We start from the raw sequence: 13,223 nt of genomic DNA, 5'->3' as shown, positions 1-13,223 counted from the left end.
ACATCGTGATCATTAGGGAGTCCTGACATGGCAGGCGAGACCGTCATCACCGTCGTCGGCAACCTCGTCGACGATCCGGAGCTGCGCTTCACCCCCTCGGGGGCGGCCGTGGCCAACTTCCGGATCGCGTCGACGCCGCGCACCTTCGACCGCCAGAGCAACGAGTGGAAGGACGGCGACGCGCTGTTCCTCTCCTGCTCGGTCTGGCGCCAGGCCGCGGAGAACGTTGCCGAGTCCCTCCAGCGCGGCATGCGTGTCGTCGTTCAGGGGCGTCTCAAGTCGCGTCAGTACGAGACCCGTGAGGGCGAGAAGCGCACCGTCTTCGAGATCGAGGTCGAGGAGGTCGGTCCGTCGCTCAAGTACGCGACAGCCAAGATCTCCAAGACCACCCGCTCCGGCTCCGGCGGGGGCGGCGGTTTCGGTGGTGGCGGTGGCGGCAACGCGTCCGGCGGCGACGACCCGTGGGCCACGCCCGCCCCCCAGGGTGGCGGACAGGCCGGCGGCTTCGGCGGCGGACAGCCCGCGCAGTCCGGTGGCGGCTTCGGCGGCCAGCAGGGCGGCGGCGGCTACGGCGGCGGCTCCAGCCAGGGCGGCCAGGGCGGTGGCCAGCCGGCCAACGACCCCTGGGGCGCTCCCGGCGTGGGCGGCTCCGAAGAGCCCCCCTTCTGATCTTCTGACACACAGCACCAACCAGTCCCGAACACCCTCAACCATTCCGGGCCAGTAACCAACCTGGTCCGGGCTTCTAGAAAGGAAGCACCACAATGGCCAAGGCAGTGATTCGCAAGCCCAAGAAGAAGGTTTGCCAGTTCTGCAAGGAGAAGGCGACCGGTGTCGACTACAAGGACACCACCCTGCTCCGCAAGTTCATCTCCGACCGCGGCAAGATCCGTGCGCGTCGCGTGACCGGCAACTGCGTCCAGCACCAGCGTGACGTGGCCATCGCGGTCAAGAACGCCCGCGAGGTCGCCCTGCTGCCCTACACGTCCACCGGTCGCTGAGGAAGGGAAGAGAACACATGAAGCTCATCCTGACCCAGGAGGTCGACGGACTCGGCGCCCCCGGCGACGTGGTCGAGGTCAAGGACGGCTACGGCCGCAACTACCTCGTTCCCCGTGGCCTCGGCATCCGCTGGACCCGCGGCGGCGAGAAGACCATCGAGTCGATCAAGACGGCCCGCACGGCTCGCGCCGCGCGCGACGCCGACCACGCCAAGGAGATCAAGACCAAGATCGAGGCCACCCAGGTCGCGGTCAAGGTCCGCTCCGGCGCCGGCGGCCGCCTCTTCGGCGCCGTCACCACCGCGGAGATCGCCCAGGCGATCACCGAGGTGTCCGGCGAGCCCGTCGACCGGCGCACGATCGTGGTCGACCAGCCCATCAAGGCGCTCGGCGCCCACGAGGTGTCGGTCAAGCTGCACGACGAGGTGTCGGCCACGGTCGCCCTCAACGTGATCCCCGCCTGACGCACACACAGCACTGCCAGCACGGCCCGCTCCCTCCGGGGGGCGGGCCGCGCTGCATTTCGTCGGGGTCGCGGCGGGTGTGTCGGAGTCCCCGCTGGAGCGGGGACTGTGGCGGTTGCTGGCCGACGCATCGGCCAGCAACCGTCAAGGTCGGCCAGTGAGTACGCCGTTCAGCCGCCTCGGCGGGTGAGTGTCGGATCGTGTCCGCGGTCGGTGATCACTGGCACGACGGCAGCGGGTGGGACAGGTCACGAGCCGCCGGTCCGCGGGGCGACGGCGTCCGCCGCGTCGCCCGCCAAGGCCCAGGGGCGGGCGGCGTAGGAGAAGAGCAGCACGATGAGCAGCAGGACCACACCCGCGGCCGCGGCGTAGACAGCGGCCAGGACGTCGTCGGACGAGTCGGCGGAGAAGGCGATGACGGGCGCCGCGGCGGAGACCCCGACGAGGACCGTCGCCGTCCGCAGCCACGCCGTCGCCCGACGGTCCGCGGCCGCCGCGGACCGGGTCGCCAGCTCGCGGCAGAGCTGGGCGCAGGCCGCCAGCTGCGGCAGGGTCGCGGCCCACCAGAGCGACGGGTGCAGCTCACCGAGCGCGTCCTGGACCGGGGGCCACCAGACGACGAGCGACACGGCGAGGGCGGCGCCGACCAGCCCGGTGAGGAGGTCGGAGAGCCCGAGGCGGCGGGCGCCGAGGACGACCAGGACCCAGCCGACGAAGTCCGGGAGGGCGTCGTACCCCTGGATGCGTGCGGTCAGCGCCACGATCAGCAGCCCCATCGCGACGGACTGGAGGGGCTTCATGCGCGCGAGGCTAGCGCCCCGGTCACCAACCACGCGTCGCCGCGGGCGCGACGGGTGAGGACGACGTACCTCGAGCCCATGAAGACCACGACCATGGCCAGCCAGACCGGCACCAGCCCACCAGGGCCGGCGGCGGCGAGCAGCGCGGCGGGGGCGTAGGCGGCGAGCACCAGCAACCCGCCCCACGCGAGGTAGCGGCCGTCGCCGGCGCCGATGAGCACGCCGTCGAGCACGAAGACCACGCCGGCGATCGGCTGGCCGAGGGCGGCGACGAGCAGCACCGGGACCAGGAGCCGCTGGACCTCGGGGTCGGGGGAGAAGAGCACGCCGATCCAGGGCGCGCACAGTGCGAGCAGGAGCCCGGTGACGATGCCGCCACCCCAGCCCCACCGGACCAGGCGGCGGGTGAGACGGCGGGTGCCGTCCACGTCCCCGGCGCCGAGGGCGCGGCCGGTGATGGCCTGGGCGGCGATGGCCAGGGCGTCGAGGGTGAAGGCGAGGAAGGTCCAGAGCGTGATGGCGATCTGGTGGGTGGCCAGGTCGGTCTCGGGATCGGTCCCGGCAAAGGTCACGGCGTACGTGCCGACGAGCAGGCAGGCGCGCAGGGTGAGCGTGCGCATCACCAGTGGGGTGCCGGCGTGGGCGGCGGCCCGGATCCCGGGGAGGTCGGGCGACAGCGGCGCCCCCTCACGGCGTGCGGCGCGCACGACGACCGCGACGAGCACTACCGCGCTGCCCACCTGGGCGAGCACCGAGCCGATCGCGGAGCCGGCGATGCCCAGGTCGAGGCCGTAGACGAGCGTGACGTTGAGGACGATGTTGGCGACGTTGCCGCCGATGGCGACCCACAGCGGGGTGCGGGTGTCCTGCAGTCCGCGCAGCACGCCGGTCGTGGCGAGCATGAGCAGCAGCGGGGTGGTGCCCCAGATCGCGATGCGGAGGTACGTCGTGGCCTGCTCGCTCACCGCGTCGCCCGCGCCGAACAGCCCGACCAGGGGCTCTGCCAGGACGAACCCGACCGCCGTCGCTGCCCCGCCGATGAGCACGGCGAGCCAGCAACCGTCGATGCCCTGGGCGAGGGCGCCGCGCAGGTCGCCGGCGCCGAGGTGGCGCGCGACGCTGGCGGTGGTGCCGTAGGCGAGGAAGACGCACAGGCCGACGATGGTCTGGAGGACGACGCCCGCGATCCCGAGACCCGCGAGCGGCGCCGTGCCGAGGTGCCCGACGACCGCCGCGTCGGTGAGCAGGAAGAGGGGCTCGGCGACCAGGGCCAGGAACGCGGGGACGGCCAGCCTGAGGATCTCGCGGTCGGTCGTGTTCACCTGCGGAGCGTAACGACCAGAAGGGGCTGATGACCATGACATGTGACGCAAGTGAAAGTTCGGATGGCCCTAAGTGACTACCTGTGTACAACCCGGTCGGACCTGTGGGAAATGTCGGTGACGTGCTGCATGTCGACAAACCGACCGGCGACTCCCACATGTCGAGAAGGTGGACGGCCGGTTCGGTAAAGAACTTCACGTCCACAGCCGTCACATCACGTTTGCGCAGGTCAGAGTCCTGCGGTGTAGTCAAGATCGACCAGTATCCACAGGCTCGTCCCCAGCTGGTGCACAACATCGTGCGTGTCGTCCACGGGCCTGCGCCGGTTATCCCCAGCGCCTGTGGATAACTCGGCGTCGCGGAGTGGCCGGGCGGGTCGCGGGCGTCGTACCGTCGCGCGGTGCGGGACCCGGGCAACCGGACGACGCACCACGATCGGTCCGGCACCGGACCGGTCGCCGGGACCGGTGTCGAGCGGTGTCGGTGGTCGTCCCTAGGGTCGGCCACGGCGGACAGCGGGGTCGGATCCGGCAGTGGCCACGGGCGCAGAGCGGCCAGGAATGAGGAGTGGGACCGGTGAGCATCGCGGGCCAGGACCTGGGGCACGACAGTGGACCCCGCGACCCCGAGTACGACTGGGGCGACGGGCCGGCTGCCTACGAGCCCGGCAACGCGCCCCGTCAGCCCGGCGACCGCACCCCGCCCCAGGACAACGCGGCCGAGCAGTCCGTGCTCGGGTCGATGCTCATCTCCAAGGACGAGATCGCCAACGTCACCGAGACCCTGCGCGGGGTCGACTTCTACCGTCCCGCGCACGAGAAGATCCACGACGCGATCATCGACCTCTACGGCCGCAGCGAGCCGGCCGACCCGATCACCGTGGCCGCCGAGCTCCAGCGCCGCGGTGAGCTCTCCAACATCGGTGGCGCGCCCTACCTCCACACCCTCTCGGCCAACGTGCCGATCGCGGCCAACGCGGCCTACTACGCCGAGATCGTCCGGGAGAAGGCGATCCTGCGACGGCTCGTCGAGGCCGGCACCAAGATCGTGCAGATCGGCTACGCCGGCGAGGGGGCCGTCGACGACGTGGTCGACCAGGCGCAGGCCGAGGTCTACAAGATCACCGACCGCCGTTCGGCCGAGGACTACGCGCCGCTGTCGGACATCATGAACCCCGTCCTCGACGAGATCGAGGCGATCGGCAACCGCGAGGCCGGCCTGTACGGCGTGCCCACCGGCTTCGCGGACCTCGACGACCTGACCAACGGTCTCCACTCCGGTCAGATGATCATCGTCGCGGCGCGTCCCGCCATGGGCAAGGCGCTCGCCCTCGACACGCCTCTCGCGACCCCGGACGGCTGGACGACGATGGGCGAGGTCGCCGTCGGGGACCTCCTGTACGACGCCGAGGGTCAGCCCACTCGTGTGGTCGCGGCGACCGAGGTCATGGAGGACCGGCCCTGCTACGAGGTGCGGTTCTCCGACGGCTCGTCGATCGTGGCGGACGCCGAGCACCAGTGGCTCACCGAGACGCGCGCCGCACGCAAGTCGAAGTGGGCGGCTGACCACCACTACAACCGCGCGCGCCACCAGCGGGTGCACGCGTCGGTGGTCACCACCGAGCAGATCGCGTCGACCGTCCGGCTCGGCAAGGAGCAGCGGGCCAACCACGCCGTGCTCAACGCGGCGCCCCTCGAGGGTGGGGTCCAGGACCTCCTGATCGATCCCTACGTCCTGGGCGCCTGGCTCGGCGACGGACACAGCGCCGGCAACCGGATCACCTGCGAGACCGACGAGATCCCGATGTACATCGAGGGTGCTGGCTATCGAGTGCAGACCCAGGGGGACATGCTCTACTCCATCCGCCTGCACGAGGACGATGCGCTCGGGGCCACGCGGGGGATCTGCGTGGACTGTGGTGGTACGTGCTCCGGCGCCCGACGGTGCGCCGGTTGTCACGCCGAGCACTCGTTCACGGCACAGCTCCGCCGCCTGCGCGTGCTGGGTGACAAGCACATCCCGACCTCCTACCTCCGGGCGAGCGAGACGTCGCGCCGTGCCCTGCTGGCCGGTCTCATGGACACAGACGGCACGGTCGTACGCGGGGTCGGCAGCTGCCAGTTCGCGGTCACCAATGAGCGGCTGGCCCAGGACGTGTACGAGCTCGTCGTCAGCCTGGGTTACCGCTGTGGCCGCCGGACCAAGCGCGTCCAAGGGCGCAGCGAGGCCTCCTCGACGTGCTACATCCTCAACTTCTCGACCACGGACGACGTGTTCCGGCTGGAGCGCAAGCACCTCCTGCACAAGGAGGAGCGTCCGACGAGCACGAGCCGCATCGGCAGGCGCTACATCACGAGCGTCACACCGGTGCCCTCGGTGCCCGTCAGGTGCGTGCAGGTCGACAACGAGGACCACCTCTATCTCGCCGGTGAGTCGATGATCCCGACGCACAACTCCACCCTGGCCCTCGACTTCTGCCGGGCGGCGTCGATCCACAACAACCTCACCAGCTGCTTCTTCAGCCTCGAGATGACGCGCTCCGAGATCATGATGCGACTCCTCTCCGCCGAGGCGAAGGTGCCGCTCAACCACATCCGCAACGGCCAGATGGGTGATCAGGACTGGGACGCGCTGGCCCGCAAGATGGGCCAGGTCTCCGGGGCGCCGATGTTCATCGACGACTCACCCAACATGACGATGATGGAGATCCGGGCCAAGGCGCGACGGCTCAAGCAGCGCCACGACCTCAAGCTCATCGTCATCGACTACATGCAGCTGATGAGCTCGGGCAAGAAGGTCGAGTCCCGCCAGCTCGAGGTCTCGGAGTTCTCCCGGCAGATCAAGCTCCTCGCCAAGGAGCTCGAGCTGCCGATCATCGCGCTCTCCCAGCTCAACCGTGGTCCCGAGCAGCGGGGCGACAAGCGCCCGATGATGAGTGACCTCCGTGAGTCCGGGTCGCTCGAGCAGGACGCCGACATGGTGATCCTGCTCCACCGCGACGACGTCTACGAGAAGGAGTCGACGCGCCCCGGCGAGGCCGACCTGATCGTGGCCAAGCACCGCAACGGCCCCACCAGGGACCTGACCGTGGCCTTCCAGGGCCATTACTCGCGGTTCGTCGACATGGCGCACTGACGAGGCCCGCCCGCTGGCCGCGTCAGCGGCTTTCGGCGTACCAGGTCTCGTGGATGCTCTGACGCAGGACGGCTCGCTGCCTGACCTGGACGGCGATGCCGCCGATCGCGAGCACCAGCACCAGCAGTGCCCAGCCGGTGCTGTCCGAAACGCGGTCCGTGAAGTCGCCCTCGGTGAAGTCGGACGAGTTCAGCGAGCCGACCAGGAGCATCAGGCCACCGGTCACGCCGACGGCACCGGCGACGGAGCCGATGAAGACGAGCACGATCATCGGAACGTTCGCGAATGCCGACACGAGGCCGAACGCGATGCCGAGTGCCAGGCCCACCGAGGCGGCCACCCAGTCCCAGTCGAACCCGAAGGCAAGGATGGTGCCCGAGCCGATCGCGTAACCGGCCGCGCCCATCGTGATGACGACGCCGAGCCAGTAGAACATGTAGGCGAGGAGGGCAAAGATCACGGCGAAGAGCAGGCCCAGCGCCCAGCCGAGAACGGTACCGAGAAAGTGCTCGTCGGCAAACGACGCAACGATGCCGGCACCGAAGGCGAACCCCGCGAAGAAGGCCCAGATGGGGATCACGAGTCGCAGCACGAACTGCCCTGCGACGAGCATGGCGCTTCCGGCGAGGATCGCGAGGACGCCCAGAACGATGTCGGCCATGACTGCAATGTAGGGCCCACTCTCCCAGGCGCCCGCGACGACACGACCATGCACAGTGACTCCGCCGCGGCGCGCGGCGTACCGACGCCGGGAACCTCTCGGGGGACGCTCTTTGGAGCTACTCGGTCTGCCCGGCCGCCTCCGCGGCCTCTCGGTGGATGCGGCGCACCCGGCGGGCGACGACGACGAAGACGATCGCGACCGCCACGCTGGAGGCCAGGCCGGCGATGATGACCGCGGCCAGGGGGTTGTCGACCAGCGCCGTGCCGACGGCGTACGCGACCCCGCAGATGTAGATCGACCACGCGACGCCGCCCACCGCGGACCACCGCAGGAACTCGCCGTACGGGTGCCCGGCGAGCCCGAGGGTCGCGTTGACGACGAAGCGCAGACCGGGCACGTAGCGGCCGAAGACGAGAAGGGACGCGGCGGACGACCCGATCACCTCCATGGCCGTGGCGACCTTCTCGTTGGCCATGGCGGCGGTCAGCTGGCGCTCCATCCGGCCGCGGTTGCGGCGGGCGATCCAGTACAGCGCGGAGTCACCGAGCACGGCACCTGCGGCGCCGGCGACCATCACCCAGCCGAGCTCGAGGAATCCCTGCGCGGCCAAGGTCGACGCGGCGTTCAGCGTCGTCTCCCCGGGCAGGATCGGGATGACCGCGTCTCCGAAGACCAGGGCGAAGACGGTCAGGTACGCCCAGGGACCCTCCGCCTCCTGCGGTGCGGGGCGGCCCTCGAACGGCGCGAGCGCCACGAGGGCGACGAGCAGGAGCACGAGGACCAGCAGGACGAGCGCGGCCCACATCCACGCGCGTCTGTGGCGATCCGGCCCGGTCGCCGGCTCGGAGTGGCTCATCGGCACACGATCCCTTCCACGTGGCCCGTGGACTCGGGCTCGGCCCACTGAACCATCCGGAACGAGTTCGCACCACAGCGAACGCGGTACATGGTCCGGGACGGCCCGGCAGACCCGCGGCGGGTCGATGGGATCCCACCCGATTGGGGTGATCCACGGGGTGACCACCGAGTGCGACGGTCGGAATCCGAGGGTGCGGCGGGACCCACCCAGAGCGTGATCATCATCATGCGGACGTCACACCGAACCGACCCGGAGGCAGGCGATGGCAAGCCCGGATCTCACCCACGTCCCAGACCTGCGAGCGACCACCCCGGTCGCCGCCGAGGTCGCACAGGTGGCGCGCGAGCTCGGGGTCGACCTCGCCCTCGGGCTCTCGGCCGAGGAGGCCAGGTCGCGGCTGCAGTCGCACGGCGCGAACCGGTTGGCGGGTGGCAAGAAGGAACCGGGCTGGCGGGCCTTCCTGCGCCAGTACAGCGACTTCATGCAGCTCATCCTGCTGGGCGCGGCCCTCGTCAACCAGCTCGTCACCGGGGACACCGGGACGACCGTCGTCCTGGCGGGCCTCACGGTCTTCAACGCCGTCATCGGGCTCCGCCAGGAGTCCAAGGCGGAGGAGAGCGTCAAGGCCCTGTCACAGATGATGAAGACCATCGCGCGGGTCCGTCGCGACGGTCAGGCGGTCGAGATCGACGCGGAGGAGCTGGTGCCCGGCGACGTGGTGCTGGTCGAGGCGGGCAACCGCGTGCCGGCCGACGCCCGGGTCAGCCTGGCCGCGACGCTGGAGATCGAGGAAGCAGCGCTGACCGGCGAGAGCCTCCCCGTCGGGAAGTCGATCCAGCCCGTGCCCGGGGAGGACGTCCCGCTCGGCGACCGGACCTGCATGGCGTACATGAACACGTCGGTCACCCGCGGGCGGGGCGAGCTGATCGTCACCGCCACCGGCATGGACACCGAGATCGGCCATATCGCCGACATGCTGGCCAACACCGAGACCAGCAAGACGCCCCTGCAGAAGCAGCTCGACTCCTTGTCGAAGATCATCGCGGCCATCGCTGCCGTCGCACTGGTCGTGGTCGTCCTCCTGGGCCTGGCGCGCGGCGAGTCGTTCGACACGTTGTTCATCACCGGCGTCGCCCTCGCCGTGGCTGCGATCCCCACCGGCCTGCCCGCCGTCGTGACCGCGCTGCTCTCGATGGGCACGCGTGAGATCGCCAAGCGCAACGCCATCGTGAAGCGGTTGCCGGCCGTGGAGACACTGGGCTCGACGTCCGCGATCTGCTCGGACAAGACCGGGACCCTCACCCTCAACAAGATGACCGCGCGAGAGCTGGTCATCCCCGGCCAGAACCGCTACACGGTCTCCGGCGAGGGCTACAGCACCGTGGGCGAGATCAGCCATGTCGGCGGGCAGCGGCTGGACCTCGACCCGTACCTGCTGCCCATGGTGCTGTGCGCGGACGCCGTCCTCGACGGCGAGAGCCTGATCGGGGACCCGACCGAGGGCGCGCTCATCGTGCTGGGCGCCAAGGGGGGCCTCGACATCGAGGAGACCCGCAGGATGCTCCCCCGGGTCGCCGAGGTGCCGTTCGACTCCGACTACAAGTTCATGGCGACCTTCCACGAGATGACCGGCGATGACGGCCGTCCCGTCGTCCGCTGCTACGTCAAGGGCGCGCCGGACGTCCTCATCGCCAGGGCCACGACGATCCGGCACCCGGACGGCAGCCTGGTCCCGATCACCGACGACAACCGGCATCTCGCTGTCGTCGCCAACGACCAGATCGCCGACGCGGGCGAGCGGGTCATGGTGGTGGCGCAGCGGGACCTCGACCCGGGGGTGATCACGGCGGGTGGCGATCTGATCGACCAGGTGCAGGAGCTCACCCTGCTGGCGATGGTGGGCATCGTCGACCCGCCGCGCCCGGAGGCCAGGGTGGCGATAGCCGAATGCCACTCCGCCGGGATCCAGGTCCGGATGATCACCGGTGACCACGCGACGACGGCGGCAGCGATCGCCCGGGAGCTGGGGATCGAGGGGCGCGCGGTCACCGGCACGCAGTTCGCCGCGATGAGCGACGAGCAGCTCCTGGTCGAGCTCGACGACATCGGCGTGGTCGCGCGGGTGGCACCGGAGGACAAGGTGCGCCTCGTCCGTCTCCTCAAGGAGAAGGGCAACGTGGTCGCGATGACCGGCGACGGCGTCAACGACGCCCCGGCCCTCAAGACGGCCGACATCGGCGTGGCCATGGGCATCACCGGCACGGAGGTCTCCAAGGAGGCCGCCGTGATGATCCTGACCGACGACAACTTCGCCACCATCGTCGGTGCGGTCTCCTTCGGCCGCACCCTCTACGACAACCTGTTGAAGTACCTCCGCTTCCAGATGTCGACGCTCGTGGCCTACATCGCGATCTTCATCGGCGCAGGGATCATCGGCATCGCCAACGGGGCGCCCCTGAACCCGCTGCAGATCCTGTGGTTGAACATGGTCGTCGACATCCCGCTGGCCATCGCGCTCGGCTTCGACCAGCCGGCGCGCGGTCTGATGGCCCGCCCGCCACGACCCGTCGGTGACCCGGTGCTCTCCCGCAACAACTGGTACCGGCTGTTGGCCCAGGGTGCCGTGATGACCATCGGTGCGCTCGCCGCCTACCAGATCGGCGACGAGATGGACGGTGCGGTGGTCGCGTCGACGATGCTGCTCACCGCGCTGTCGCTGTTCCACGTCGCGGGAGCTCTGCTGTCCCGCGACCAGCGCAACACCATCTTCGACCGCGACGCCGTGCCGGGGGTCACCCAGCTGCGGCGCTACGCGCTGGCACTGCTGGCGATCGTCCTGATCACCTCGCTCGACTTCCTGCAGCGCATCTTCGACACGACCGGGCTGAGCTTCACCCAGTGGTGCATCTGCGCCGGGATCGCGGGGTCCATCGTGGTCGTCGAGGAGCTGATCAAGCTCGTCATCCGCCGCCGCGTGCCTGATGCGGAACCACAGAACCTGTCCCCGTCCACCGTGCCCGCCTAACCGAGGAGAACGTCGATGTCCTTCAACCTCCGTCACCGCAGCTTCCTCAAGGAGCTCGACTTCACCCCTGACGAGCTGAAGTTCCTGCTCAGGCTCTCCGCCGACCTCAAGGCCGCCAAGTACGCCGGCTACGAGCAGCCGAAGCTCGCCGGCAAGGACATCGCCCTCATCTTCGAGAAGACCTCGACACGGACCCGCACGGCGTTCGAGGTCGCGTCCAAGGACCAGGGTGCCAGCACCACCTACCTCGCGCCGGGCGGAACCCAGATCGGTCACAAGGAGTCGATGAAGGACACCGCGCGGGTGCTCGGGCGCACGTTCGACGGCATCGAGTACCGGGGCTTCTCGCAGGACACGGTGGAGACGTTGGCGGCGTACGCCGGCGTGCCGGTCTGGAACGGTCTCACCGACGAGTTCCACCCCACCCAGATCCTCGCTGACGTCCTGACCATGACCGAGCAGTGCTCGAAGCCCCTGAGCGACATCGCCTTCTGCTACCTCGGCGACGCTCGCAACAACATGGGCAACTCACTCATGGTGGGAGGGTGCAAGTACGGCATGGACGTCCGGCTGTGCGCTCCCCGCGACCTGTGGCCGCAGGAGGACCTGGTCAAGGCGTGCCGAGCGATCGCGGAGGAGACCGGCGCCCGGCTGACCCTGACCGAGGACGTGGACGAGGGAGTGTCCGGCGTCGACTTCCTGTACACCGACGTGTGGGTGTCGATGGGTGAGGACAAGGACGTCTGGGGGGAGCGGATCAGGCTCCTCACGCCCTACCAGGTGAACCGGGACGTGATCGCCCGCACCGGGAACCCGAGGGTCAAGTTCATGCACTGCCTCCCGGCGTTCCACAACCGGGAGACCAAGGTCGGGGAGGACATCTTCCAGCAGTTCGGGATGGACGGCCTCGAGGTCACCGACGACGTGTTCGAGTCCGAGCACTCGATCGTCTTCGACCAGGCCGAGAACCGTCTCCACACGATCAAGGCCGTCATGGTCGCCACGCTCGGTGACTGAGCGGGCCGACAGGATGACGAAGATGCGCGTGGTCGTAGCCCTGGGAGGCAATGCCCTCCTCAAGCGCGGGCAACCGATGACCGCGGAGAACCAGCGCGTCAACGTGCGGTCGGCCGCCCCGGCGCTCGCCTCGGTCGCGGCGGAGCACGAGCTGGTGCTCTCCCACGGCAACGGCCCCCAGGTCGGCCTGCTGGCTCTGCAGGCGGCGGCCTACACGGAGGTCGAGGCGTACCCGCTCGACGTGCTGGGAGCACAGACCGAGGGGATGATCGGGTACGTCCTCGAGCAGGAGCTGGGGAACGCGATGCCCCCCGACGCGCCCCTGGCGACGATCCTGACGATGGTGGAGGTCGACCCGGACGACCCCGCCTTCCAGGACCCGACGAAGTTCGTCGGGCCGATCTACACCGAGGCCGAGGCCGAAGCCCTGAAGGGCAAAGGCTGGGTCTTCAAGCCCGACGGCGACAGCTGGCGTCGGGTGGTGGCGTCGCCCGAGCCGCGGCACATCTTCGAGATCGACCCGATCCGCTGGTTGCTCGAGCACGACGTCGTGACGATCTGTGCGGGCGGAGGCGGCGTGCCGACGATGTTCACGTCCGACGACCCGCCCACGCTCATCGGCGTCGAGGCGGTTATCGACAAGGACCTGGCCAGCGAGCTGCTGGCCCGCGAGGTCGCGGCGGACCTGTACGTCATGGCGACGGACGTCGACGCGGTGTATGCAAACTGGGGGACCCCGGAGCAGCAGCGACTGGGCCGGGTGACCGTGGCGGAGCTGCGACAGCACAACTTCCCGGCCGGCTCCATGGGACCGAAGGTCGAGGCGGCGTGCCGCTTCGTGGAGATGACCGGAGGACGGGCCGCCATCGGCGCGCTCACACAGATCCAGCAGATCGTCGCCGGAGACGCGGGCACCCAGGTGGTGGCCTCGTGAC

11 protein-coding genes are annotated in these 13,223 nt (G+C 69.7%); 7 read left to right on the top strand and 4 right to left on the bottom strand.

Features of this window, described 5'->3' with window-relative positions:
• Positions 1-27 precede the first annotated feature (27 nt).
• The 3 genes from DAE25_RS10545 (at position 28) to rplI (ending at position 1,465) form a co-directional block, all read left to right on the top strand.
• Entirely contained in the window at positions 28-669 is a 642-nt protein-coding gene (locus DAE25_RS10545) for a single-stranded DNA-binding protein (protein ID WP_107766160.1), read from the top strand.
• 95 nt (positions 670-764) lie between these two features.
• Positions 765-1,001, top strand: a complete 237-nt coding sequence (rpsR, locus tag DAE25_RS10540; protein WP_017933521.1) for a 30S ribosomal protein S18 — start codon at positions 765-767, stop codon at positions 999-1,001.
• A 17-nt stretch (positions 1,002-1,018) separates the two neighbouring features.
• The gene (gene rplI, locus DAE25_RS10535) at positions 1,019-1,465 is read left to right on the top strand and encodes a 50S ribosomal protein L9 (RefSeq protein WP_107766159.1); all 447 of its coding nucleotides are present in this window, start codon (positions 1,019-1,021) and stop codon (positions 1,463-1,465) included.
• A gap of 248 nt (positions 1,466-1,713) precedes the next feature.
• Here rplI and DAE25_RS10530 read toward each other — a convergent pair whose 3' ends face one another.
• Complete coding sequence (locus DAE25_RS10530) at positions 1,714-2,265, bottom strand: hypothetical protein (protein ID WP_107766158.1); 552 nt, start codon at positions 2,263-2,265, stop codon at positions 1,714-1,716.
• The gene (locus DAE25_RS10525; RefSeq protein ID WP_234410966.1) at positions 2,262-3,587 is read right to left on the bottom strand and encodes an MATE family efflux transporter; all 1,326 of its coding nucleotides are present in this window, start codon (positions 3,585-3,587) and stop codon (positions 2,262-2,264) included. The genes DAE25_RS10530 and DAE25_RS10525 overlap by 4 nt, the downstream gene beginning before the upstream one ends.
• A 742-nt stretch (positions 3,588-4,329) precedes the next feature.
• Here DAE25_RS10525 and dnaB point away from each other — a divergent pair.
• A complete protein-coding gene (gene dnaB / locus DAE25_RS10520) occupies positions 4,330-6,723 on the top strand; it encodes a replicative DNA helicase (protein WP_234410995.1) in 2,394 nt (797 codons plus the stop codon).
• Positions 6,724-6,745: 22 nt separating this feature from the next.
• Here the strand turns inward: dnaB and DAE25_RS10515 are convergent, their stop codons facing one another.
• Positions 6,746-7,384, bottom strand: coding sequence for a DUF4203 domain-containing protein (locus DAE25_RS10515; RefSeq protein ID WP_107766156.1), 639 nt, complete (start codon positions 7,382-7,384; stop codon positions 6,746-6,748).
• A gap of 118 nt (positions 7,385-7,502) precedes the next feature.
• Positions 7,503-8,243 carry a DedA family protein gene (locus DAE25_RS10510; RefSeq protein ID WP_107766155.1) on the bottom strand — a complete coding sequence of 247 codons (741 nt, stop codon included), beginning with the start codon at positions 8,241-8,243 and terminating at the stop codon, positions 7,503-7,505.
• 265 nt (positions 8,244-8,508) lie between these two features.
• Here DAE25_RS10510 and DAE25_RS10505 point away from each other — a divergent pair, with 265 nt between their 5' ends.
• The 3 genes from DAE25_RS10505 to arcC are packed head-to-tail and all read left to right on the top strand — an operon-like array spanning position 8,509 to position 13,222.
• Entirely contained in the window at positions 8,509-11,271 is a 2,763-nt protein-coding gene (locus tag DAE25_RS10505; protein WP_107766154.1) for a cation-translocating P-type ATPase, read from the top strand.
• A gap of 15 nt (positions 11,272-11,286) precedes the next feature.
• Positions 11,287-12,288 (top strand): ornithine carbamoyltransferase, encoded by a 1,002-nt coding sequence (gene argF, locus DAE25_RS10500; RefSeq protein ID WP_107766153.1) that lies wholly within the window; start codon positions 11,287-11,289, stop codon positions 12,286-12,288.
• Between the two features lie 22 nt (positions 12,289-12,310).
• Positions 12,311-13,222, top strand: coding sequence for a carbamate kinase (gene arcC / locus DAE25_RS10495; RefSeq protein WP_107766152.1), 912 nt, complete (start codon positions 12,311-12,313; stop codon positions 13,220-13,222).
• Position 13,223: the final 1 nt, after the last annotated feature.

It is taken from the genome of Nocardioides terrigena, from assembly GCF_003047265.1.
In the GTDB taxonomy this organism is placed as follows: domain Bacteria; phylum Actinomycetota; class Actinomycetes; order Propionibacteriales; family Nocardioidaceae; genus Nocardioides; species Nocardioides terrigena.
This window is presented reverse-complemented; position numbering and strand designations above follow the sequence as displayed.

What these genes read in the sequence shown, in the direction of transcription:
- DAE25_RS10545 (WP_107766160.1), top strand. Translation starts at nt 28, where the DNA reads ATGGCAGGCGAGACCGTCATCACCGTCGTCGGCAACCTCGTCGACGAT.
- rpsR (WP_017933521.1), top strand. Translation starts at nt 765, where the DNA reads ATGGCCAAGGCAGTGATTCGCAAGCCCAAGAAGAAGGTTTGCCAGTTC.
- rplI (WP_107766159.1), top strand. Translation starts at nt 1,019, where the DNA reads ATGAAGCTCATCCTGACCCAGGAGGTCGACGGACTCGGCGCCCCCGGC.
- DAE25_RS10530 (WP_107766158.1), bottom strand. Translation starts at nt 2,265, where the DNA reads ATGAAGCCCCTCCAGTCCGTCGCGATGGGGCTGCTGATCGTGGCGCTG.
- dnaB (WP_234410995.1), top strand. Translation starts at nt 4,330, where the DNA reads ATGCTCATCTCCAAGGACGAGATCGCCAACGTCACCGAGACCCTGCGC.
- DAE25_RS10515 (WP_107766156.1), bottom strand. Translation starts at nt 7,384, where the DNA reads ATGGCCGACATCGTTCTGGGCGTCCTCGCGATCCTCGCCGGAAGCGCC.
- DAE25_RS10510 (WP_107766155.1), bottom strand. Translation starts at nt 8,243, where the DNA reads ATGAGCCACTCCGAGCCGGCGACCGGGCCGGATCGCCACAGACGCGCG.
- DAE25_RS10505 (WP_107766154.1), top strand. Translation starts at nt 8,509, where the DNA reads ATGGCAAGCCCGGATCTCACCCACGTCCCAGACCTGCGAGCGACCACC.
- argF (WP_107766153.1), top strand. Translation starts at nt 11,287, where the DNA reads ATGTCCTTCAACCTCCGTCACCGCAGCTTCCTCAAGGAGCTCGACTTC.
- arcC (WP_107766152.1), top strand. Translation starts at nt 12,311, where the DNA reads ATGCGCGTGGTCGTAGCCCTGGGAGGCAATGCCCTCCTCAAGCGCGGG.